We start from the raw sequence: 22,634 nt of genomic DNA, 5'->3' as shown, positions 1-22,634 counted from the left end.
CCGTCAGTTGCCCGCCACCGACTTGACCGCCACCGGCACCGGCGTCGAACCGGCGATCAGCTCCAGCGTCAGACCGGCCGTCGCCGGGGTCTCCAGAAGCTCCACGAGTACGGTCGCCACGTCGTCGCGGGTGATCGCCCCGCGGCCCGTGTGCGCCTCCAGCCGGACCAGGCCCTTGCCCGGGTCGTTCGTCAGCGAACCGGGGCGCAGGATCGTCCAGTCCAGGGCGTCAAGACCCCGCACATACGCGTCCGCCTCGCCCTTGGTACGCAGATAGACGTCGAAGATCTCGTCGCCCTCGTGCTCGGCGTCGGCGCCGTAGGACGACACGACCAGGAACCGCCGTACGCCCGCCCGGACCGCCGCGTCCGCGAAGAGGACCGCCGCTCCCTTGTCCACCGTGTCCTTGCGGGCCACCCCGCTCCCCGACCCCGCGCCCGCCGCGAACACCGCCGCGCCCGCGCCCTGCAAGTGCGCCGCGACCTCCTCGACCGAGGCCGACTCCAGATCCAGCAGGACCGGTTCGGCACCGGCCGCCCGCAGATCGTCGCCCTGCTCCGCGCGACGGACGAGTCCCGCGACGTCGTAGCCGCGCGCGGCGAGCAGACGCTCCAGCCGCAGCGCGATCTGACCATGACCTCCAGCAATGACAATGCGCATGTCTTCGACCGTACGCCCGGACGGCGGCCTTCGCCGCATGACTTCTACGCGGCCCACGGCGCACACGCGGAAGAGCGTGCGCCCCGGCGCGTTCACGCAGTTCATGCGCTGGTTGTGCGCGGCCGTTCCGCGTAGCCGGCAACCCCGCCCGTCCCTCACGGCGTGCGCCCTGCACCGCGCGCTTCCGCACTCCGCGCCCGACGCGCGCCCCCGCGCCCCGCGTACAGCGCCCGCCGTACGCCTGCCGTCCGCCCTCCGTCCGCCTCCCCGGCCGGGAGACCGCCCCCGGCTAGGAGACCGCCCCCCGCCCCTGCCGCGGCAGCCCCAACTCCGCCGCGGCGGCGGAGTTGCAGTACTCCCGCACCGCGCTGGTCCGTGCCACCACGCGCCCCCGGTGCACCACGATTCGGCTGTACGCGAGCGACAGGGCGCCGGAGAGCTGTTCGCCGCGTACGGCGAGGAGTTCGGCCGGGAAACCCGCCTCCACGCGGACCTCGGGCAGCCCGAGCGCCGCCCGCGCGGCGGAACTCACGCTGTCGTACGCGTCCTCGGGCCGCAGCCCGTAGCGCGAGGCCAGGAGGTACGCCGCCTCCAACGGGTCCCCGCGGCCGACGGGGTTGGAGACATCACGCAGGGCGCCGCTGCCGGCCGTGACCCGGACGCCGGCCGCGCGCAGCAGCCGTACCGGAGCCGTGCCCCGCCCGTCGACGCCGCCGCAGCCGCCCTGCGGGAGGCACACGACCGTCACACCGGCCGCGGCGAGTTGGTCCGCCGCACGGGAGGCGACGTCGGCCGGCAGGCCGTCGAGCCCGCCGCACGGGCCCAGCGTCACACCGGGACGCAGGCCGCCGGCCATCGCCGCGAGCCGGGCCAGCCGCGCGGGATCGGCGGCGTCCGTGTGCAGGTCGACCGGGCAGCCGTGCTCGGACGCGACGTCCAGCACCGCCTCCGCGTACCCCGTCGGATCCGGGTCCAGGTCGGGACAGCCACCCACCACCGAGGCGCCCATCTTCACCGCGTCCCGCAGCATGGCCAGCCCCTCCGCGCCGGCCAGACCGGTCAGCACCCGCGGCACCGCCACCGTCGTCAACTCGGCCAGCCCGCGCAGCGAACGCCTCGCCTGAAGCACCGCCTCCAGCGCGCTCAGCCCCTGTACGTCTCCCACGCGCACGTGCGCGCGCAGGGCGGTGGCGCCGTGCCCGAGTTGCAGCAGGGCCGCCTCCGTCGCCCGCCGCTGCACGTCCCGGGGGTCGTACGACACCGGCCCGCCGTCGTCCGCGGAGAGCGCGGTGTCGGCGTGGGCGTGTGATTCGGCGGGGGCGGGCAGCAGCAGATAGCCGGTGAGGTCCACGCGGGCGCCGGAGTTGCGCCCGCCGCCCAGGCTGCCCGCCGTACCGACCGCCTCGATACGTCCGCCACCCAGCCGCACGTCCACCGTCCGACCGTCCGTAAGACGTGCTCCACACAGGAGCAACGAAGTCGTGTCGCCGCCCGTCTCGCCGGACCCGGCCGGCCCGCCCGACGAGCCGGACGCTCCGGACGAGGCGCTGGACGAGGACCCGGAGGAGGACCCGGAAGAGGACCCGGATGAGGACGACGAGTGGGGCGGCTGCGGCTGGCTGTCGGGCATCGCGCTCCAGGGGCTCGTTGCTCGTTGCTCGGGCGTCGGGGCTCTTGGTCGGCTGCGTGGTGCGGCCTGCTCACGAAGGCGCAAGATCACGCAGAGTGAGTCGAGCCTAGGGCGGCGATCAACGCGTCACGGGGAGGAGCGCAATAGTCGTACCGGTGTGGTTGCGCAGGTGGGGGAGGTCCGCGGGACGCCCGGGAGACTGGTGGAACAGGGGTGAGTCGGCCCTGCGAAACGGATTTGGGTGAACGGCGGCCGAGCGTGTAATGTCTTCATCGCTCGCCCCAATAGCTCAGTCGGCAGAGCGTCTCCATGGTAAGGAGAAGGTCAACGGTTCGATTCCGTTTTGGGGCTCTGGTGTGAGAGGTTCCCGTCGCGAGGCGGGACCGCCCACATCACAGCGGTGTAGCTCAGTCGGTAGAGCAAGCGGCTCATAATCGCTGTGTCACCGGTTCAAGTCCGGTCACCGCTACTGACAGTAGCCGATTGCGGGGTCGGTCCTCCGATCGGCTACTCTTTCTTGCGTTAAACGTCCCATCCGTTCGTCAAGGAGCACTTCACGTGGCTGCCACAGACGTCCGCCCGAAGATCACGCTGGCCTGCGTGGAGTGCAAGGAGCGGAACTACATCACCAAGAAGAACCGGCGTAACAACCCGGACCGTCTTGAGATGAAGAAGCACTGCCCGCGTTGCAACGCGCACACCGCGCACCGCGAAACGCGATAGATCAGGCTCGTACACGAGGCCGCCCCCGCAGTCCTGGGGGGCGGCCTCGTGTCGTTTGAAAGTGATCCTTTCCCGGCACGTCCGCGCGGGGGAAAAGGAACGGACAGCCGAAGATCCGAGAAGTGCATTCGAACGGGCCGTTGCCCGGCGGCCCATGACAGCAGACAGCAGGAGGTCCGGAGCCATGGCGCTCGACCAGTCCTTCGTGGGGCGGAGCTACCCGCCCACCGACCCGTACGAGGTGGGCCGGGAGAAGATCCGTGAATTCGCGGAGGCGGTGGGGGACCCCAACCCGGCCTACACGGACCCCGAGGCCGCGAAGGCGCTGGGTCACCCGGATGTGATCGCGCCGCCGACCTTTGTGTTCGCCATCACCTTCAAGGCCGCGCGCCAGGTCGTCGCCGACCCTCAGCTGGGCCTGGACTACAGCCGCGTGGTGCACGGCGACCAGAAGTTCTCCTACGTCCGTCCCGTGCACGCGGGGGACCGGCTCACCGTGACGTCGACCATCGAGGCGATCAAGTCCATGGCCGGCAACGACATCCTGGACGTCCGCGGCGAGGTCCACGACGAGGCCGGCGAGCCCGTCGTCACCGCCTGGACCAAGCTCGTGGCCCGCGCGGCCGAGGAGGCGTGAGCCGGATGACCGCCAAGATCGCGTACGCCGATGTCGAGGTCGGCACCGAACTGCCCTCCCAGAGCTTCCCCGTGACCCGCGCCACCCTCGTCCAGTACGCGGGCGCCTCCGGGGACTTCAATCCGATCCACTGGAACGAGAAGTTCGCCAAGGAGGTCGGGCTGCCGGACGTCATCGCGCACGGCATGTTCACCATGGCCGAGGCGATCCGTGTGGTGACCGACTGGACCGGCGACCCCGGCGCGGTCGTCGACTACGGCGTCCGCTTCACCAAGCCGGTCGTCGTCCCCAACGACGACAAGGGCGCCGTGATCGAGGTCTCCGCCAAGGTCGCGGCCAAGCTCGACGACAACACCGTGCGCGTCGACCTCACGGCGACCAGCGACGGCCAGAAGGTGCTCGGGATGTCCCGGGCGGTCGTACGGCTGGCCTGACAGCCGACGTAAGGGGCGGTCGCCATGGCGGACGCCCCTTACCCGAAAGACCACCCTTGACGTAGTTAGTGATTGAGTACTAACTTAGCCGCATGGTCAGGATGAGCGCAGAAGAGAGGCGCGAGAGTGTCATCCGCGCGGCGACGACCGAGTTCGCCCGCGGTGGTTACTACGGCACCTCCACGGAGGCGATCGCCAAGCGTGTCGGCGTATCGCAGCCGTATCTCTTCCGGCTCTTCCCGGGCAAGAAGGCGCTCTTCATGGCGGTCGTTCAGCACTGCCTGGACGACTTCGCCAGCACGTTCGAAGAAGTGTCGGCCGGTCTGGAGGGCGACGAAGCCCTGCGGGCCATGGCGAACGCGTACACCACGATCGTCACCGAGCAGCCCGAACGGCTGCTGATGCAGATGCAGATGTACGTCACCGTCGGCGCCGCCGAGGAGGCGGGCGACCACGAACTGGGCGAGGCGGTGCGGGCCGGCTGGATGCGGCTGTGGGACATCGTCCACCTGTCGCTCGGCGCGGACCCCGGCGAGACCTCCGGCTTCATGGCGCACGGCATGCTCATCAACTGTCTGGTGGCGATGGGCTTCCCGCCCGGCCACCGGGTCTGGGACGGGCTGTATCCGTCGTCCCGGATCAGCGGACGGCTGGAGATCTAGACGGCCGGGAGCCGGGAATCACGGCCTCTTTGTGTCCGCGAAAGTTAGTTATCAATAACTAATCCGCAAGATCGAATCATCACCGGCAAATCATCACCAGCAACTGATCACCGGTTCGAAATCCCACTGGGGGAGCGATGTCACAGCACAACGCACCGGCGCAGAGCGCACCGGCCGCCCGCCGAGGCGGCATGGTCTGGGCCCTGGCCATCACCAGCGTCGCCGGCTTCATGGCGGCCCTCGACAATCTCGTCGTCACCACCGCACTGCCCTCCATCCGCGAGGACCTCGGCGGCGCGCTGCACGACCTGGAGTGGACCGTGAGCGCCTACACGCTCACCTTCGCCGTGCTGCTGATGTTCGGCGCGGCACTGGGCGACCGGTTCGGCCGGCGTCGGCTCTTCATCGGCGGGGTCGCCGTCTTCACCGTCGCCTCCGCCGCCGCGGCGCTGGCACCCAACATCGACGCCCTGATCGCCGCCCGCGCGGTGCAGGGTGTCGGCGCGGCCGTCATGATGCCGCTGACGCTGACCCTGCTGACGACCGCCGTACCCGCCGAACGGCGCGGCATGGCGTACGGCATATGGGGCGCGGTGAACGGACTCGCCGTCGCCTCCGGGCCGCTCATCGGCGGCACCCTCACCGAGCACGTCTCCTGGCAGTGGATCTTCTGGCTGAACGTGCCGCTCGGCATCGCCGTGCTGCCGCTCGCCCGGCTGCGCCTGTCCGAGTCGTACGGCACCGGCGCGCCGCTCGACATCCGCGGCACCGTGCTCGCCAGCGGCGGACTCTTCGGCATCGTCTTCGGCCTGGTGCGCGGGCCCTCCGACGGCTGGACCAGCCGGCCCGTGCTGCTCTCCCTGTTCGCCGGGGCCGCGCTGCTCGCCGCCTTCGTCCTGCACGGCAGCCGCGCGGCGAACCCGATGCTCCCGATGCGGCTGTTCCGCTCCCGTGCCTTCGCCGGGATCAACGCGGCGAGCCTGCTGATGTTCCTCGGTATGTTCGGCTCGATCTTCCTGCTCAGCCAGTACATGCAGGGCGTCCTCGGCTACTCGCCCACCGAGGCGGGCCTCAGGATGCTGCCCTGGACCGGTATGCCGATGCTCGTCGCGCCGATCGCCGGCATCCTCTCCGACCGGATCGGCGGCCGTCCGGTCGTCGCCGCGGGTCTGTTCCTCCAGGCGGCCGGTCTCGCCTACCTCGGCTCCGTGGTCGCCGCGGACACCTCCTACGCCAGCCAGCTGCCCGGCCTGATCCTCAGCGGAGTCGGCATGGCGCTGTTCTTCGCCCCGGCGTCCGCGCTGGTCATGTCGAGTGTGGTGGCCAAGGAACAGGGCGTGGCCTCCGGCGCCAACAGCGCCCTGCGCGAGGTCGGTGGCGCGCTCGGCATCGCGATCATGGGCTCGATCTTCGCGGCCCAGGGCGGCTACGAGACGGCCCAGACCTTCGTCGACGGTCTGCGGCCCGCCATCGTGACCGGCGCGGCGGTTGTGGCCCTCGGGGGTGTGGCGGCCCTGGTGATTCCCCGCCGGGGGCGTGGGGCGCAGGCACTGGACGACGCCGATGACGGCTCCGACGGGCAGCTTGAGGGCGCCGCAGACGCCGAGGGCGACACCGGTGCCGACACCGACGCCGGTTCCGCCGAAGCCGTGTCCGCGCGGGAGCCCGCCCACCGTCTCGCCAAGTCCGCCTCCGCCGCCCGCTGACCGCGGCCCCGACCACCAGGAGCCCCACATGCCCACGCTTCCCTGGACCGTGCCGAACACCCCGCCCCCGGCCACCGAAGTGCACGTGTTCGCCTCCCGCTTCGAGACCCGCACCCTCGGGGACGCCCTGCGGTTCCTCGTCCGTACGCCGCGTGTATGGCGCCAGGTGAGCCGCGCGCCCGGCGCCTATGGGGCCACCTTGAAGGCCGAGCCCTTCAAGCGGACGTTCTGGACGCTCTCCGCGTGGGAGTCGCCCGCGGCGCTCAAGGACTTCGCCCGTTCCGGCCCCCATGTGCCCACCTCCCGGGGCCTGGCACCGCGTATGCGGGACGCGAAGTTCGCCACATGGACGGTCTCCAGCGACGAACTGCCGTTGACGTGGGAGGAGGCGAGACGGCATCTGACGTGAGCCCACCGGAGTCCGTACGTGGGGAACGGCCCGGCAGACACGCCGGGCCGTTCCACGTCCCCGGCCCTTCGCGCAGGTGCCTCCGCTCGCCCCGCGCCGGGCTGTCAGTGCCGTCTCGTAGTCTTGGGCGCGTGCAGGAACTCCACGACGCCCCCCTCGCCCCGCTGACCACCTTCCGGCTGGGCGGCCCCGCGACCCGGCTGGTCACCGCGACGACGGACGCCGAGGTGGTCGACGCCGTCCGGGCCGCCGACGCCGCCGGCACACCGCTGCTGCTCGTCGGCGGCGGATCCAACCTGCTCGTCTCGGACAAGGGCTTCGACGGCACCGCCCTGCGCATCGCCACACGCGGGTTCGAGCTCAACGGCACACAGCTGGAGCTGGCCGCCGGCGAGGTCTGGACCGACGCCGTCGCGCGCACGGTGGACGCCGGGCTCGCCGGTGTCGAATGCCTGGCCGGCATCCCCGGCTCGGCGGGCGCCACCCCGATCCAGAACGTGGGGGCGTACGGCCAGGAGGTCTCCTCCACCATCACCGAGGTCGTCGCCTACGACCGCCGCGCGGGCGAGACGGTCACCCTCGACAACGCCGAGTGCGGCTTCTCGTACCGGCACAGCCGCTTCAAGGCCGACCCCGAGCGGTACGTCGTGCTGCGCGTCCGGTTCGCACTGGAGGACGCGGGTGGGCTGTCCGCCCCCCTGAAGTACGCCGAGACGGCACGCGCGCTGGGTGTGGGCACCGGCGACCGCGTCCCGCTCGCCGACGCGCGCGAGACCGTGCTGAAGCTGCGGGCGGGCAAGGGCATGGTCCTGGACCCCGAGGACCACGACACCTGGTCGGCCGGTTCCTTCTTCACCAACCCGATCCTCACCGACGCCGGGTTCGCGCTGTTCCACGCGCGCGTACGCGAGCGGCTCGGGGACGGTGCGGAGCCGCCCGCCTACCCGGCGGGGGAGGGGCACACCAAGACCTCGGCGGCCTGGCTCATCGACAAGGCGGGCTTCACCAAGGGCTACGGCACCGGCCCGGCCCGTATCTCCACCAAGCACACGCTCGCCCTCACCAACCGTGGCGCGGCGACGACCGAGGACCTCCTCGCGCTGGCCCGCGAGGTCGTCGCGGGCGTCCACGAGGCGTTCGGCATCACCCTGGTCAACGAGCCGGTGACGGTCGGCGTCAGCCTCTAGGGCAGGGTTCCCGGAAACCTTTTCCGAACAGGGCTCCGAGGCCCCCGCGCCCCGGGGCCCCGCTCAATACGCCACCCCCACCCCCTGCTTCACCGTCCCCTCGTCCTCCACCGCCGCCAGCATCGCGTGGGCCACGTCCGCGCGGCCGATGAAACGGCCCTTGGGCGGGAAGCCGCCGACGACCTTCCGGTACACACCGGTGAGCGGCTTGTCCTGGAGCCGGGGCGGACGTACGACCGTCCAGTCCGTGGCGCTGCGGGCCAACTCGGCCTCCATCTCCGCCAGATCGACGTAGATGTCCTTCAGGACGGCGGAGACGATGCCGAGCACCGCGCGGTCCAGGGGGCCCTCGCCCTCCGCCTTCGGGCCGACCGGCGCGGCGCTGACCACCACCAGCCGCCGGACCTGCTCGGCCTCCAGCGCGCTCAGCACACCGCGGGTCAGCCGGGCCGCGATGCCGGCGTCCTTGCGGCTGCGGGCGCCGAGCCCGGAGAGCACGGCGTCCCGCCCGGCGACCGCGGCCCGCAGCGACGGCACGTCCCCGAGGTCCGCGCGGTGCACTTCCAGGCCCGGGCCGGTGATGTCCAGCCGCGCGGGATCCCGTACGACCGCCGTGACCTGGTGTCCCGACGTGAGCGCCTGCCGGACCATCTCCCGGCCGACGCCGCCGGTCGCGCCGAAAACGGTGAGCTTCATGACGTACCCCCATGTACTTCCGTCGGTACTTCCGTCCGTACTTCCACCGGTGCTTCCCGCACTGCCCCGCAGCAGTGCCCCGCGGGTAGGTGAGCATTCACTCACCCCCGCTCTCCACTAGAGTGGGTAAGTACTCACCCACCCGTCAAGAGGCGGCGGAGGAAAGGTGCGATCCTTGGGCGTCATGCAGCAGAGACCGGCCCGCGTCCGCATCCTCGACGCCGCCCACGAGCTGATGCTCACCGTGGGGCTCGCCCGCGCCACGACCAAGGAGATCGCCAAGGCGGCCGAGTGCTCCGAGGCGGCGCTGTACAAGTACTTCTCCAGCAAGGAGGAGCTGTTCATCCGGGTGCTCCTGGAGCGGCTGCCCCAGCTGACCCCCCTGCTGAGCAGCCTCGCCGCCGAGCCGGGCCGGGGCTCCCTGGAGGAGAACCTCACCGAGATCGCCCGCCAGGCCGCGCTGTTCTACGAGCAGAGCTTCCCGATCGGCGCGTCGCTGTACGCCGAGACGCAGCTCAAGCGGCGGCACGACGCGGCGATGCGGGAGATGGGCATGGGCCCGCACAAGCCCATCGAGGGCCTGGAGGAGTATCTGCGGGCCGAGCGCGCCGCGGGCCGGGTGCGCGCCGACGCGGACACCTTCGCCGCGGCCTCGCTGCTCCTCGGGGCGTGCGCGCAGCGGGCGTTCGCGTACGAGGCGACGCGCGACGGCGCCGCGCCGCCGCTGGACGACTTCGCGGCGCGGCTGGCCCGGACGCTGGTGGCCGGCATCGCGGACTGAGCCCGGACCCCGGGCGTGGAGCCGGCCGTCGGCACCCCGTCCCGCGCGGGCGTCAGCCGGTCAGCCAGTCGTCGACCCCCGCCAGCAGCTTCTCCTTCACCTCGGCCGGAGCGGCGGAGCCGCGGACCGACTGGCGGGCCAGTTCGGCGAGTTCGGCGTCCGTGAAGGCGTGGTGGCGGCGGGCGAAGTCGTACTGGGCGGCGAGGCGCGCGCCGAAGAGCAGCGGGTCGTCGGCGCCGAGCGCCATGGGCACACCCGCCTCGAAGAGGGTGCGCAGCGGGACGTCCTGCTCCTTCTCGTAGACGCCGAGGGCGATGTTGGACGACGGGCACACCTCGCAGGTGATCTGCCGGTCGGCCAGGCGCTTGAGCAGCCGCGGATCCTCCGCCGCGCGGACGCCGTGTCCCACGCGGTTGGCGTTCAGGTCGTCCAGGCAGTCCCGCACCGAGGCGGGGCCGGTCAGCTCGCCGCCGTGCGGCGCCGACAGCAGGCCGCCCTCGCGCGCGATGTGGAAGGCCCGGTCGAAGTCCCTGGCCATGCCCCGGCGTTCGTCGTTGGACAGCCCGAAGCCGACGACACCCCGGTCCGCGTACCGCACGGCCAGCCGGGCCAGCGTGCGCGCGTCGAGCGGGTGCTTCATACGGTTCGCCGCCACCAGGACCCGCATCCCGAGCCCCGTGTCCCGGCTCGCGGTGTCCACCGCGTCGAGGATGACCTCCAGCGCCGGGATCAGCCCGCCGAGGCGCGGCGCGTACGACGTCGGGTCCACCTGGATCTCCAGCCAGCCCGAGCCGTCCCTGAGGTCCTCCTCCGCGGCCTCGCGCACCAGCCGCTGGATGTCCTCCGGCTCCCTGATGCACGACCGCGCGGCGTCGTAGAGGCGCTGGAAGCGGAACCAGCCCCGCTCGTCCGTGGCCCGCAGTTTCGGCGGTTCGCCGCTGAACAGGGCCTCCGTCAGCGCGTCGGGCAGGCGCACCCCGTACTTGTCCGCCAGCTCCACGAGTGTCGCGGGGCGCATCGACCCGGTGAAGTGCAGATGCAGATGTGCCTTCGGAAGATCGGAGACATCACGTACACGTGGGGGGTTCGGGGGGTGCCCCCCTGAAGTGCTCAGCATCTGAGGATCCTGCCGCACCGCCGGCTCGTCCCGGTACCGCTTTCCCCGTTAGTGGTCTTGCTCGCACGAAGAAACGGGCCGCCTCCCCGGGGGAAACGGCCCGTCCACGCGCGCGTGGAGCGCAAAAAACCGAAACAGCGCTCCCAAGGCGTACGGCTATGTCAGTCGCGGGCTTCCGCCAGCAGCTTCTGGATCCGGCTGACGCCCTCGACGAGGTCCTCGTCGCCCAGCGCGTACGACAGCCGCAGGTAGCCCGGTGTGCCGAAGGCCTCGCCCGGGACGACCGCGACCTCGGCCTCCTCCAGGATGAGCGCGGCCAGCTCGACCGTGTCCTGCGGCCGCTTGCCGCGGATCTCCTTGCCGAGCAGCGCCTTCACCGACGGGTACGCGTAGAACGCGCCCTCGGGCTCGGGGCAGAGCACGCCGTCGATCTCGTTGAGCATCCGGACGATGGTCTTGCGGCGGCGGTCGAAGGCCTCCCGCATCTTCGCGACGGCGTCCAGGTTGCCGGAGACGGCGGCCAGCGCGGCCGCCTGGGCGACGTTCGACACGTTCGAGGTCGCGTGCGACTGGAGGTTGGTCGCGGCCTTGACCACGTCCTTCGGGCCGATGATCCAGCCCACCCGCCAGCCCGTCATGGCGTACGTCTTCGCCACGCCGTTGACGACGATGCACTTGTCGCGCAGCTCGGGTACGAGCGCGGGCAGCGACGGGGCGGAGGCGCCGCCGTACACCAGGTGCTCGTAGATCTCGTCGGTCAGCACCCACAGGCCGTGCTCGACGGCCCAGCGGCCGATGGCCTCGGTCTCGGCCTCGGAGTACACCGCGCCGGTCGGGTTCGACGGGGACACGAAGAGGACGACCTTCGTGTTCTCCGTGCGCGCGGCCTCCAGCTGCTCCAGGGTGACGCGGTAGCCGGTCGTCTCGTCGGCGACGACGTCGACCGGGACACCGCCGGCAAGACGGATCGACTCCGGGTACGTCGTCCAGTACGGGGCCGGGACGATCACCTCGTCGCCCGGGTCGAGGATCGCGGCGAACGCCTCGTAGATGGCCTGCTTGCCGCCGTTGGTGACGAGGATCTGCGACACGTCGGGCTCGTAGCCGGAGTCGCGCAGGGTCTTGGCGGCGAGGGCGGCCTTCAGTTCGGGCAGGCCGCCGGCCGGTGTGTAGCGGTGGTACTTCGGGTTCTTGCAGGCCTCGACGGCGGCCTCGACGATGTAGTCGGGCGTCGGGAAGTCGGGCTCACCCGCGCCGAAGCCGATCACCGGGCGCCCGGCGGCCTTCAGGGCCTTGGCCTTGGCGTCCACGGCGAGGGTGGCGGACTCGGAGATCGCCCCGATGCGCGCGGAGACCCGGCGCTCGGTGGGAGGGGTTGCAGCGCTCATGGACCCCATCGTTTCAGACCGGAAACCTGCCCGGCACGCGGGTTTCACGGACTGAACATGAGCAGGCAAACCCCTGAACACCCGTCCGGATCGGCTCGATGGCCTGGGTGATCTTCCGGCGATCTTCGGCCGATCCCGTACGTACAGTGCTCCGACGGGCCGATTCTGTTCGACGACCGGCGCAGGACCACGTACACTCTCACCTCGTTGGCCTTCAGCGAGCCTGCATCTCCCGGTGCACACCGAGCACCCGGGCGGATGCGGTACGTTGGGGGACGCGCAAAGGGTCGTAGCTCAATTGGTAGAGCACTGGTCTCCAAAACCAGCGGTTGGGGGTTCGAGTCCCTCCGGCCCTGCTCCACACACCGACAGGATGTGTGTGCAGGTACGTACAGCATTGCATCGCCGTGCGGCTCAGACCGGGCGCGGCACGGCCACGACCCGGACCAGGTGAGGACGAATGACGGACGCCGTGGGCTCCATCGACACGCCTGATGCCCAGGATGAGACGCCGGAGTCGGGCAAGAAGACCCGCAAGGGCGGCAAGCGGGCCAAGAAGGGCCCGCTGAAGCGACTTGCGCTGTTCTACCGCCAGGTCGTCGCCGAGCTCCGCAAGGTCGTCTGGCCGACGCGCAATCAGCTGACCACGTATACCACCGTGGTGATCATCTTCGTCGTTATCATGATCGGTCTCGTGACCCTGATCGACTACGGCCTCGACCACGCCGCGAAGTACGTCTTCGGCTGAGCCTGAAGCGAAGGGCGCCCTGGACCGGCGCCCCTTTCGCGTGTTCCACCCCTATGTATCCAGGAAGAAGCAGCCACCGTGTCTGACGCCAACCTGAACGAGCCCCACGAGCCGGACGAGTCCGTTGAGGACGAGCTCGACATCGTTGAGGGCGCGGACGAGGACCTGGACGAGGCCGAGGCTGCCGACGTCGAGGCGGGCGAGCCGGCCGAGGAGGCCGCCGTCCACACCGAGGACGACCTCGAAGAGGACGCCGTCGGGACCGACGAGGACGTCACCGCCGAATCCGACGACGCCGACGTGGTCGACGGCGACGAGGAAGTCGCCGAGGAGCCCGAGCCGGTCGACCCTGTCACCGCGCTCCGCGAGGAACTCCGCGTCCTGCCCGGCGAGTGGTACGTGATCCACACCTACGCCGGCTACGAGAACCGCGTGAAGACCAACCTGGAGCAGCGCGCCGTCTCGCTGAACGTCGAGGACTACATCTTCGCGGCCGAGGTGCCGCAGGAAGAGGTCGTCCAGATCAAGAACGGCGACCGCAAGACCATCAAGCAGAACAAGCTCCCGGGCTACGTCCTGGTCCGCATGGACCTGACGAACGAGTCCTGGGGTGTGGTGCGCAACACCCCCGGTGTCACCGGCTTCGTGGGCAACGCCTACGACCCGTACCCGCTGACGCTGGACGAGATCGTGAAGATGCTCGCCCCGGAGGCCGAGGAGAAGGCCGCCCGTGAGGCCGCCGAGGCCGAGGGCAAGCCGGCGCCGCAGCGCAAGGTCGAGGTCCAGGTGCTGGACTTCGAGGTCGGGGACTCGGTCACCGTCACCGACGGTCCGTTCGCCACGTTGCAGGCCACGATCAACGAGATCAACGCCGACTCCAAGAAGGTCAAGGGCCTGGTGGAGATCTTCGGCCGCGAGACGCCGGTCGAGCTGAGCTTCGACCAGATCCAGAAGAACTGAGTTCTTCGAGGAAGAGCTTCCGACAGGTCAGGCGGGCTTTGTCGCCCGCCTGACCTGTCGGTTTTTGGCCGCGCATCTATACCCGTTATCGTTGTGCGGTATGCCTGCGCTTGGGTGGTTCCCGGGTACAGGCAGGACCCGAATCGAAAGGACCCGGAGAGCAATGCCTCCCAAGAAGAAGAAGGTCACGGGGCTGATCAAGCTCCAGATCCAGGCCGGTGCCGCCAACCCGGCGCCGCCGGTCGGCCCCGCGCTGGGTCAGCACGGCGTGAACATCATGGAGTTCTGCAAGGCCTACAACGCCGCGACCGAGTCGCAGCGTGGCTGGGTGATCCCGGTGGAGATCACGGTCTACGAGGACCGCTCCTTCACCTTCATCACCAAGACTCCGCCGGCCGCGAAGATGATCCTCAAGGCCGCGGGCGTGGAGAAGGGCTCCGGCGAGCCGCACAAGACCAAGGTCGCCAAGATCACCCAGGCGCAGGTCCGCGAGATCGCCACCACGAAGATGCCCGACCTCAACGCCAATGACCTGGACGCCGCGTCGAAGATCATCGCCGGCACCGCCCGTTCCATGGGCATCACGGTCGAGGGCTGATCCCCACCCCCAGCAGAAGTGGCGGGGCCTGCTCGGCCCGCACCACGACTCCTAAGAAACCCCAGGAGCAGAAGTGAGCAAGCGCAGCAAGTCTCTCCGCGCTGCGGACGCCAAGATCGACCGGGACAAGCTCTACGCCCCGCTCGAGGCCGTCCGTCTCGCCAAGGAGACCTCCACGTCCAAGTTCGACGGCACCGTCGAGGTCGCCTTCCGTCTGGGTGTCGACCCGCGCAAGGCCGACCAGATGGTCCGTGGCACCGTGAACCTCCCGCACGGCACCGGTAAGACCGCCCGGGTCCTGGTCTTCGCGACCGGTGACCGTGCCGAGGCCGCGACCGCCGCGGGCGCCGACATCGTCGGCTCCGACGAGCTCATCGACGAGGTGTCGAAGGGCCGTCTGGACTTCGACGCCGTCGTCGCCACCCCGGACCTCATGGGCAAGGTCGGCCGCCTCGGCCGAGTCCTCGGCCCGCGTGGTCTGATGCCGAACCCGAAGACCGGCACCGTGACCCCGGACGTGGCCAAGGCCGTGACCGAGATCAAGGGCGGCAAGATCGAGTTCCGCGTCGACAAGCACTCGAACCTGCACTTCATCATCGGCAAGGCGTCGTTCGACGACACCCAGCTGGTGGAGAACTACGGCGCCGCGCTGGAGGAGATCCTCCGTCTCAAGCCGTCCGCCGCCAAGGGTCGTTACATCAAGAAGGCCGCCCTCGCCACCACGATGGGCCCCGGCATTCCGCTCGACCCGAACCGCACCCGCAACCTCCTCGTCGAGGAGGACCCGGCCGCCGTCTGATCCTGACGACAGCCGCGCGTTCGCGTTGAACGACGGGCCCCGCAGCCTTCACCGGTGCGGGGCCCGTTGTGCGTTCCGGGCCCGGCTTTCCCACCCGGTCGTCGATGGCCTGCGCTAACGTGCGTTGACAGGACGGATCGGGGGGCGTGATGAAGCGGGTGATGGTCGCGGGCGCGGTCGTGGCCGTGGTGACCGGCCTGGCGGGCTGTACGTCCGGGGGCACCACCGACGGGCCGCCCACCGAGAAGCACAGTGCCTCCCACCGGAGCGCCGCCGACGGCGATCTGCGCGCCGCCGAGCGGGCCACCGGCCGGGCCGGGTCCGCGCGGGTCGAGGCCACCACGGGCGTCGGCACCTCCATCTCGCTGACCTCCGAGGGCACCCTCGCCTGGGGCGACGGGCTCACCGGGACGCTGACGATCACGTACACCGGCGGCACCCTGGCCGACACCATGCGCGCGCTGGGCACCACCTCCATGGAGGCCCGCTATCTGCCGGACGCCTACTACGCGCGTATGGGCGACAAGTTCGCCGCGCAGGCCGGCGGCAAGCACTGGGTGAAGTACCCCTGGGACGAGCTGGACGAGCTCGGCGGCGCCTCCGGGGCGTACGCGGGCGAGCAGATCCGCAGTGCCACCCCGAACCAGTCGGTGACGTTCCTGCTCGCCGCCGACGATGTGCGCGAGGTCGGCCGGGAGCGGGTGCGCGGCGCGCAGACCACCCACTACTCCGGCACCGCCCATGTCTCGGACCTCGACGACACCGAGCTGCGCGAGACCCTGGAGCGGGCCGGCGTCAGCACCCAGACCGTCGACATCTGGGTCGACGACCGGGACCTGGTGGTCAAGAAGGTCGAGAAGGGCGTCGCCGCGACCGGCGAGCTGACCCAGACCGCGTACTACGCCGACTACGGCACCGAGGTCTCCGTCGACAAGCCGCCCGCCGCCGACACCCAGAGCTTCAAGGAACTCCTGGCACAGCAGGGCTCCGGCGACTGAGCTGTGAGGGTTCCAACCCCTCTGGGACGGCTGGGAATTGAGAGGCCACTGTCAGAGCCCTGGGTTAGGCTCACACCCTGTGTACTGGCCAAGAAGTGGCCATGTTTTTTCCGTGGGGGGAACCATGGGTCTGTCCGTACGTACGCGCGGTGGGGTGGCCGGTGCCGGTCTCGCGGCACTGATGCTGGCCGGCGTGGTCGGTTGCGGCACCGAGAAGTCGCTCGACATGGAGCCCGCCGCGGCGGTCGCCAAGGCGGCGAAGAACACCGAGGACATCAACTCCTTCCGCTACCGGATGACCGGCGAGATCCCGGGCGAGGGCAAGGTCGAGGGCACCGCCTCGATGAGCGTGAAGCCGGCGGCGATGAGCATGAGGATGGCCGTCGCCCCGGGCGGCGAGTCCGCTCCCGAGGGCGGCGAGGTGGAGATCCGCCTGGTCGACAAGGCCATGTTCCTCAACGGCGGCGAAGAGGCCGCCAAGGAGATGGACGGCAAGACCTGGATCAAGTTCGACCTCGGCGCGATGGGCGGCGACGTCAGCGAGCTGGGCGCCGGCTCCCAGGCCGACAAGAACCCGGCGAGCGAGGCCGGCTTCCTCACCGGCGCCGAGGACGTCGAGGAGGTCGGCACCGAGACCGTCGACGGCGTCGAGACCACCCACTACAAGGGCACGGTCACCCTCGACAGCCTTCGCGACTCGCTCAAGGACGAGGACAAGAAGACCCGCGAGGCACGCGAGAAGAGCCTGGAGCAGTACGAGGACCTCGGCGTGGACACCCTGAAGATGGACATGTGGGTCGACGGCGAGGAGCACGCCAAGCAGTTCCGGATGCGCGGCGACGCCGAGAAGGGCCCCCTGGACATGACCATCACCTTCTTCGACGTGAACAAGAAGGTCACGGTCACCGCGCCGCCGGCGAAGGACACCATGGACCTCGCCGAGATGATGAAGGACGCGGGCTGATCCCGGCCCCGCCGCGGGTTCGCCGGCCGCCCGGCCGGGCCCGGCCCGATCCCCGTACGACCGGATTTGCTCGACGGGGATCCGTTCGCGTACTCTCCTGAAGAAGCCAAAGACCGCTGGTCGTTGCCGTGTCCTCGAAAGAGAGTGCGGTGGCCGAAGGATCCGCTGAACTGCGGACGACCCGCGCAGGTGACTGTGGAAAGTTCCCGGAGTTCGCCGCCGCAGGGCGTGCGAGTACCGGTCGAGCTACGCCCCGTGCGCCTGCGCCGGGGCGTTTTGTTTGTCCCAGCCCCTTCTGAGCGGTCTCATCACCCGGAAGGAGGCCGACGCTCTATGGCAAGGCCCGACAAGGCTGCCGCGGTGGCCGAGCTGACGGAGCAGTTCCGCAGCTCGAACGCCGCCGTGCTGACCGAGTACCGGGGTCTCACCGTGGCGCAGCTCAAGACGCTGCGTCGTTCGCTCGGTGAGAACGCCCAGTACGCCGTGGTGAAGAACACGCTGACCAAGATTGCGGCCAACGAGGCCGGGATCACGACGCTCGACGACCAGTTCAACGGTCCGACGGCGGTCGCCTTCATCACCGGTGACCCGGTGGAGTCGGCGAAGGGTCTTCGTGACTTCGCCAAGGACAACCCGAATCTCGTCATCAAGGGCGGTGTCCTTGACGGCAAGGCGCTGACCGCCGACGAGATCAAGAAGCTTGCGGACCTCGAGTCCCGCGAGGTTCTGCTCTCCAAGCTGGCAGGTGCCTTCAAGGCCAAGCAGACTCAGGCTGCCCAGGTCTTCCAGGCGCTTCCCTCGAAGCTCGTCCGCACCGTGGACGCGCTCCGTGCCAAGCAGGACGAGCAGGGCGGTGCCGAGTAACTCGGCTCGCGAAATGACCGCCGCCTGAGGCTCCGCGCCCCGAGGCAACGGTCGTAGCGGGCCGAACGTACGCCCGCCAGACATGTACACACCGGCACCAGCCGACATTAGTGAAGGGAAGCCATCGTGGCTCTCACCCAGGACGAACTGCTCGCCGAGTTCGAGGGCATGACCCTCATCCAGCTCTCCGAGTTCGTGAAGGCGTTCGAGGAGAAGTTCGACGTCACCGCCGCCGCCGCGGTCGCCGTTGCCGGTCCCGCCGCCCCCGGCGCCCCGGTCGAGGCCGAGGCCGAGCAGGACGAGTTCGACGTCATCCTCACCGGCGCCGGCGAGAAGAAGATCCAGGTCATCAAGGTCGTGCGTGAGCTGACCTCGCTGGGCCTGAAGGAGGCCAAGGACCTCGTGGACGGCGCCCCGAAGCCCGTCGTCGAGAAGGTCGCCAAGGAGGCCGCGGAGAAGGCCGCCGAGTCCCTCAAGGCCGCCGGCGCCTCCGTCGAGGTCAAGTAACACCTCCAGGAGTCCCCTCGGACTCCGTGCGGAGCGATTGCCGCCCGAAGGGCTGTAACGCGGACGCCCCGAAGAGCGATCATCCATCCGGGTGGTCGCTCTTCGGCGTTCCCCGGGGCCTGGTGGCGGCTCCCTTGCACGGGCGGGTGCGGGGGGTATGGTGATCTTCGTCGTGTCCCCGGAAGCCCCTGGTGACGGGCTGCACGTGACGAGCGCAGCACCTGGTTCGGGCAAGGGGGGCCTTGACGAACCGCACGCAGCGCGCAATTCTCAGGACGCGTCGTCACAACGATCCGAATCCGAGGCATGGATCGGCGACGAAGAGGGCAGTATCAGTGTGCGTTGAGGGTGTCGCCTTGTCGCAGGGGTTGATTACAACGAGGGCAACACGGGTCCTGAAAAACCCGGACTGGACATCAGTGTGCCAAGTGGCTACACTGACCCTTTGCGCTGCCTGTTAGCTGTCCCCTGCCCGTCACCAGGGGCATGCCCTCGCTTGAGCACCGACGATCAGACCGTCCCTGACCTGGCCTTCTGGCCAAATCAGAGGGGCCTGTCTCTGTGCACTTGGTGAGGGGCCGGTACGCGCGTAGTGAGTCCGAGCCCTCGGAAGGACCCCCTCTTGGCCGCCTCGCGCACTGCCTCGACCGCGAATACGAACAACGGCGCCAGCACCGCCCCGCTGCGCATCTCCTTTGCAAAGATCAAGGAGCCCCTTGAGGTTCCGAACCTTCTTGCGCTGCAAACCGAAAGCTTCGACTGGCTGCTCGGCAACGACGCGTGGAAGGCTCGTGTCGAGGCGGCTCTGGACAGCGGACAGGACGTCCCCACCAAGTCCGGTCTTGAGGAGATCTTCGAGGAGATCTCCCCGATCGAGGACTTCAGTGGGTCGATGTCCCTGACGTTCCGCGACCACCGCTTCGAGCCCCCGAAGAACTCCATCGACGAGTGCAAGGAGCGCGACTTCACGTACGCGGCCCCGCTCTTCGTCACCGCCGAGTTCACCAACAACGAGACCGGTGAGATCAAGTCCCAGACGGTCTTCATGGGCGACTTCCCGCTCATGACGAACAAGGGCACCTTCGTCATCAACGGCACCGAGCGTGTCGTGGTGTCGCAGCTGGTCCGGTCGCCCGGCGTCTACTTCGACTCCTCCATCGACAAGACCTCCGACAAGGACATCTTCTCCGCCAAGATCATCCCGTCCCGGGGTGCCTGGCTGGAGATGGAGATCGACAAGCGCGACATGGTCGGTGTCCGTATCGACCGCAAGCGCAAGCAGTCCGTCACCGTCCTGCTCAAGGCGCTCGGCTGGACCACCGAGCAGATCCTCGAGGAGTTCGGCGAGTACGAGTCGATGCGCGCCACCCTGGAGAAGGACCACACCCAGGGCCAGGACGACGCGCTGCTCGACATCTACCGCAAGCTGCGTCCGGGCGAGCCCCCCACGCGTGAGGCCGCGCAGACGCTGCTCGAGAACCTGTACTTCAACCCCAAGCGCTACGACCTGGCCAAGGTCGGCCGCTACAAGGTCAACAAGAAGCTGGGCACGGACACCGGCCTGGACGCCGGCGTCCTGACCGTCGAGGACATCCTCGCGTCGATCAAGTACCTGGTGAAGCTGCACGCCGGTGAGACGGAGACGGTCGGTGAGTCCGGTCGTTCCATCATGGTCGAGACGGACGACATCGACCACTTCGGCAACCGCCGTATCCGTAACGTCGGCGAGCTGATCCAGAACCAGGTCCGTACGGGTCTCGCCCGTATGGAGCGCGTGGTGCGTGAGCGCATGACCACGCAGGACGTCGAGGCGATCACGCCCCAGACACTGATCAACATCCGGCCGGTCGTCGCCTCCATCAAGGAGTTCTTCGGCACCAGCCAGCTGTCCCAGTTCATGGACCAGAACAACCCGCTGTCGGGGCTGACGCACAAGCGTCGTCTGAACGCCCTCGGCCCGGGTGGTCTCTCCCGTGAGCGGGCCGGCTTCGAGGTCCGTGACGTGCACCCGTCCCACTACGGACGGATGTGCCCGATCGAGACGCCGGAAGGCCCGAACATCGGCCTGATCGGCTCGCTCGCCTCGTACGGCCGGATCAACCCCTTCGGCTTCATCGAGACGCCGTACCGCAAGGTCGTCGAGGGCGTCGTCACCGATGACGTCGACTACCTGACGGCCGACGAAGAGGACCGCTTCGTCATCGCGCAGGCCAACGCGCCGCTCAACGACGACCTCCAGTTCGTCGAGAACCGCGTGCTGGTCCGCCGCCGTGGCGGAGAGGTCGACTACGTGCCCGGCACGGACGTCGACTACATGGACGTCTCGCCGCGCCAGATGGTGTCGGTCGCGACCGCCATGATCCCGTTCCTGGAGCACGACGACGCCAACCGTGCCCTCATGGGCGCGAACATGATGCGGCAGGCCGTGCCGCTCATCAAGTCCGAGTCCCCGCTCGTCGGCACCGGCATGGAGTACCGCTCCGCCGTCGACGCCGGCGACGTCGTCAAGGCCGAGAAGGCCGGTGTGGTCCAGGAGGTCTCCGCGGACTACATCACCACCGCCAACGACGACGGCACCTACATCACCTACCGGCTGGCCAAGTTCGCCCGCTCCAACCAGGGCACCTCGGTCAACCAGAAGGTCATCGTCAACGAGGGCGACCACGTCATCGAGGGCCAGGTCCTCGCCGACGGTCCGGCCACCCAGAACGGCGAGATGGCGCTCGGCAAGAACCTGCTGGTCGCGTTCATGCCGTGGGAGGGTCACAACTACGAGGACGCGATCATCCTGTCGCAGCGCCTCGTGCAGGACGACGTCCTCTCCTCGATCCACATCGAGGAGCACGAGGTCGACGCCCGTGACACCAAGCTCGGCCCCGAGGAGATCACCCGGGACATCCCGAACGTCTCCGAGGAGGTCCTCGCCGACCTCGACGAGCGCGGCATCATCCGGATCGGTGCCGAGGTCGTCGCCGGTGACATCCTCGTCGGCAAGGTCACGCCCAAGGGTGAGACCGAGCTGACGCCGGAAGAGCGCCTGCTCCGGGCGATCTTCGGTGAGAAGGCCCGTGAGGTCCGTGACACCTCGCTGAAGGTCCCGCACGGCGAGATCGGCAAGGTCATCGGCGTCCGCGTCTTCGACCGTGAAGAGGGCGACGAGCTGCCGCCGGGCGTGAACCAGCTGGTCCGCGTCTACGTGGCGCAGAAGCGCAAGATCACCGACGGTGACAAGCTCGCCGGCCGGCACGGCAACAAGGGCGTCATCTCCAAGATCCTGCCGATCGAGGACATGCCGTTCCTGGAGGACGGCACGCCGGTCGACATCATCCTCAACCCGCTGGGTGTCCCGTCCCGAATGAACCCGGGACAGGTCCTGGAGATCCACCTCGGCTGGCTCGCCAGCCGCGGCTGGGACGTCTCCGGCCTCGCGGACGACTGGGCGCAGCGCCTCCAGGCCATCGAGGCCGACAAGGTCGAGCCCGGCACCAACGTCGCGACCCCGGTCTTCGACGGTGCCCGTGAGGACGAGCTCGCCGGTCTGCTGAACCACACGATCCCGAACCGCGACGGCGAGCGCATGGTGCTCCCGACCGGTAAGGCGCCGCTGTTCGACGGCCGCTCGGGTGAGCCGTTCCCGGAGCCGATTTCGGTCGGCTACATGTACATCCTGAAGCTGCACCACCTGGTCGACGACAAGCTGCACGCGCGTTCGACCGGTCCGTACTCGATGATCACCCAGCAGCCGCTGGGTGGTAAGGCCCAGTTCGGTGGCCAGCGGTTCGGCGAGATGGAGGTGTGGGCGCTGGAGGCTTACGGCGCCGCCTACGCCCTCCAGGAGCTGCTGACCATCAAGTCCGACGACGTCACCGGCCGCGTGAAGGTCTACGAGGCCATCGTCAAGGGCGAGAACATCCCCGAGCCCGGCATCCCCGAGTCCTTCAAGGTGCTCATCAAGGAGATGCAGTCGCTCTGCCTGAACGTGGAGGTGCTGTCCAGCGACGGTATGTCCATCGAGATGCGTGACACCGACGAGGACGTCTTCCGCGCTGCGGAGGAGCTCGGCATCGACCTGTCCCGGCGTGAGCCGAGCAGCGTCGAAGAGGTCTGACGGGAGTCCGGTACGGGGACTCGGTGACGAGTCCCCGGCCGGCCCCAGGACCCCCGTA

Annotated in this window: 23 protein-coding genes and 3 tRNA genes; 21 read left to right on the top strand and 5 right to left on the bottom strand. The window is 69.4% G+C overall.

From position 1 onward, the window contains the following. Positions 1–3: 3 nt before the first annotated feature. Positions 4–660, bottom strand: coding sequence for an SDR family oxidoreductase (locus ACIQAC_RS13710; RefSeq protein WP_402190182.1), 657 nt, complete (start codon positions 658–660; stop codon positions 4–6). Positions 661–949: 289 nt separating this feature from the next. Then, positions 950–2,095 (bottom strand): amidohydrolase family protein, encoded by a 1,146-nt coding sequence (locus ACIQAC_RS13705; protein ID WP_402190179.1) that lies wholly within the window; start codon positions 2,093–2,095, stop codon positions 950–952. Positions 2,096–2,141: 46 nt separating this feature from the next. Here ACIQAC_RS13705 and ACIQAC_RS13700 point away from each other — a divergent pair, with 46 nt between their 5' ends. The 10 genes from ACIQAC_RS13700 (at position 2,142) to ACIQAC_RS13655 (ending at position 8,048) form a co-directional block, all read left to right on the top strand. Further along, on the top strand, positions 2,142–2,507 hold the full coding sequence (locus ACIQAC_RS13700) for a hypothetical protein (protein WP_402190177.1): 366 nt from the start codon (positions 2,142–2,144) through the stop codon (positions 2,505–2,507). Between the two features lie 61 nt (positions 2,508–2,568). Beyond that, positions 2,569–2,641, top strand: a tRNA-Thr gene (locus tag ACIQAC_RS13695). A 45-nt stretch (positions 2,642–2,686) separates the two neighbouring features. After that, a tRNA-Met gene (locus ACIQAC_RS13690) sits at positions 2,687–2,759 on the top strand. Between the two features lie 89 nt (positions 2,760–2,848). Then, positions 2,849–3,013, top strand: coding sequence for a 50S ribosomal protein L33 (gene rpmG, locus ACIQAC_RS13685; RefSeq protein WP_003948671.1), 165 nt, complete (start codon positions 2,849–2,851; stop codon positions 3,011–3,013). A gap of 184 nt (positions 3,014–3,197) precedes the next feature. After that, complete coding sequence (locus tag ACIQAC_RS13680) at positions 3,198–3,650, top strand: MaoC family dehydratase N-terminal domain-containing protein (RefSeq protein WP_402190175.1); 453 nt, start codon at positions 3,198–3,200, stop codon at positions 3,648–3,650. Positions 3,651–3,655: 5 nt separating this feature from the next. Further along, positions 3,656–4,084, top strand: a complete 429-nt coding sequence (locus ACIQAC_RS13675) for a MaoC family dehydratase (protein ID WP_402190174.1) — start codon at positions 3,656–3,658, stop codon at positions 4,082–4,084. A gap of 92 nt (positions 4,085–4,176) precedes the next feature. Then, on the top strand, positions 4,177–4,746 hold the full coding sequence (locus ACIQAC_RS13670; protein ID WP_402190172.1) for a TetR/AcrR family transcriptional regulator: 570 nt from the start codon (positions 4,177–4,179) through the stop codon (positions 4,744–4,746). A 137-nt stretch (positions 4,747–4,883) separates the two neighbouring features. After that, the gene (locus tag ACIQAC_RS13665; protein ID WP_402190170.1) at positions 4,884–6,452 is read left to right on the top strand and encodes an MFS transporter; all 1,569 of its coding nucleotides are present in this window, start codon (positions 4,884–4,886) and stop codon (positions 6,450–6,452) included. A gap of 28 nt (positions 6,453–6,480) precedes the next feature. Then, entirely contained in the window at positions 6,481–6,861 is a 381-nt protein-coding gene (locus ACIQAC_RS13660) for a DUF3291 domain-containing protein (protein WP_402190169.1), read from the top strand. Positions 6,862–6,992: 131 nt separating this feature from the next. Then, positions 6,993–8,048, top strand: a complete 1,056-nt coding sequence (locus ACIQAC_RS13655) for a UDP-N-acetylmuramate dehydrogenase (protein WP_402190167.1) — start codon at positions 6,993–6,995, stop codon at positions 8,046–8,048. Positions 8,049–8,111: 63 nt separating this feature from the next. On the opposite strand, the gene ACIQAC_RS13650 is transcribed toward ACIQAC_RS13655, so the two are convergent. Then, positions 8,112–8,744: an NAD(P)-dependent oxidoreductase gene (locus ACIQAC_RS13650; RefSeq protein ID WP_402190164.1), complete on the bottom strand. Its 633-nt coding sequence runs from the start codon at positions 8,742–8,744 to the stop codon at positions 8,112–8,114. A gap of 184 nt (positions 8,745–8,928) precedes the next feature. Between ACIQAC_RS13650 and ACIQAC_RS13645 the strand changes: the two genes are divergently transcribed. After that, a complete protein-coding gene (locus ACIQAC_RS13645) occupies positions 8,929–9,525 on the top strand; it encodes a TetR/AcrR family transcriptional regulator (RefSeq protein WP_402190161.1) in 597 nt (198 codons plus the stop codon). A gap of 52 nt (positions 9,526–9,577) precedes the next feature. Here the strand turns inward: ACIQAC_RS13645 and ACIQAC_RS13640 are convergent, their stop codons facing one another. Then, positions 9,578–10,642 carry an adenosine deaminase gene (locus ACIQAC_RS13640; protein WP_402190159.1) on the bottom strand — a complete coding sequence of 355 codons (1,065 nt, stop codon included), beginning with the start codon at positions 10,640–10,642 and terminating at the stop codon, positions 9,578–9,580. A gap of 161 nt (positions 10,643–10,803) precedes the next feature. Continuing rightward, on the bottom strand, positions 10,804–12,030 hold the full coding sequence (locus ACIQAC_RS13635; protein WP_402190157.1) for a pyridoxal phosphate-dependent aminotransferase: 1,227 nt from the start codon (positions 12,028–12,030) through the stop codon (positions 10,804–10,806). Positions 12,031–12,313: 283 nt separating this feature from the next. Here ACIQAC_RS13635 and ACIQAC_RS13630 point away from each other — a divergent pair. The 10 genes from ACIQAC_RS13630 to rpoB all read left to right on the top strand — a co-directional run bounded on the left by ACIQAC_RS13630 (position 12,314) and on the right by rpoB (position 22,576). Next, a tRNA-Trp gene (locus tag ACIQAC_RS13630) sits at positions 12,314–12,386 on the top strand. A 104-nt stretch (positions 12,387–12,490) separates the two neighbouring features. Next, positions 12,491–12,778 (top strand): preprotein translocase subunit SecE, encoded by a 288-nt coding sequence (gene secE / locus ACIQAC_RS13625; RefSeq protein ID WP_402190155.1) that lies wholly within the window; start codon positions 12,491–12,493, stop codon positions 12,776–12,778. Between the two features lie 78 nt (positions 12,779–12,856). Beyond that, positions 12,857–13,738, top strand: coding sequence for a transcription termination/antitermination protein NusG (gene nusG / locus ACIQAC_RS13620; RefSeq protein WP_402190152.1), 882 nt, complete (start codon positions 12,857–12,859; stop codon positions 13,736–13,738). Between the two features lie 163 nt (positions 13,739–13,901). Further along, positions 13,902–14,336 carry a 50S ribosomal protein L11 gene (rplK, locus tag ACIQAC_RS13615; RefSeq protein WP_030359033.1) on the top strand — a complete coding sequence of 145 codons (435 nt, stop codon included), beginning with the start codon at positions 13,902–13,904 and terminating at the stop codon, positions 14,334–14,336. 73 nt (positions 14,337–14,409) lie between these two features. After that, positions 14,410–15,135, top strand: coding sequence for a 50S ribosomal protein L1 (gene rplA, locus ACIQAC_RS13610; RefSeq protein WP_402190150.1), 726 nt, complete (start codon positions 14,410–14,412; stop codon positions 15,133–15,135). Positions 15,136–15,284: 149 nt separating this feature from the next. Continuing rightward, positions 15,285–16,133: a hypothetical protein gene (locus tag ACIQAC_RS13605; RefSeq protein WP_402190720.1), complete on the top strand. Its 849-nt coding sequence runs from the start codon at positions 15,285–15,287 to the stop codon at positions 16,131–16,133. A 124-nt stretch (positions 16,134–16,257) separates the two neighbouring features. Further along, a complete protein-coding gene (locus ACIQAC_RS13600) occupies positions 16,258–17,097 on the top strand; it encodes a DUF1396 domain-containing protein (protein ID WP_402190148.1) in 840 nt (279 codons plus the stop codon). A 333-nt stretch (positions 17,098–17,430) separates the two neighbouring features. Then, positions 17,431–17,961, top strand: a complete 531-nt coding sequence (gene rplJ, locus ACIQAC_RS13595) for a 50S ribosomal protein L10 (RefSeq protein ID WP_402190146.1) — start codon at positions 17,431–17,433, stop codon at positions 17,959–17,961. Positions 17,962–18,084: 123 nt separating this feature from the next. After that, complete coding sequence (rplL, locus tag ACIQAC_RS13590; protein WP_402190717.1) at positions 18,085–18,468, top strand: 50S ribosomal protein L7/L12; 384 nt, start codon at positions 18,085–18,087, stop codon at positions 18,466–18,468. Positions 18,469–19,090: 622 nt separating this feature from the next. Then, a complete protein-coding gene (gene rpoB / locus ACIQAC_RS13585; RefSeq protein WP_402190144.1) occupies positions 19,091–22,576 on the top strand; it encodes a DNA-directed RNA polymerase subunit beta in 3,486 nt (1,161 codons plus the stop codon). The last annotated feature ends 58 nt before the right edge of the window (positions 22,577–22,634 follow it).

It is taken from the genome of Streptomyces sp. NPDC088387, assembly GCF_044753385.1.
Classification (GTDB): domain Bacteria; phylum Actinomycetota; class Actinomycetes; order Streptomycetales; family Streptomycetaceae; genus Streptomyces.
The sequence above is the reverse complement of the archived record's forward strand: the minus strand, read 5'-3'. Positions and strand labels throughout refer to the sequence as shown.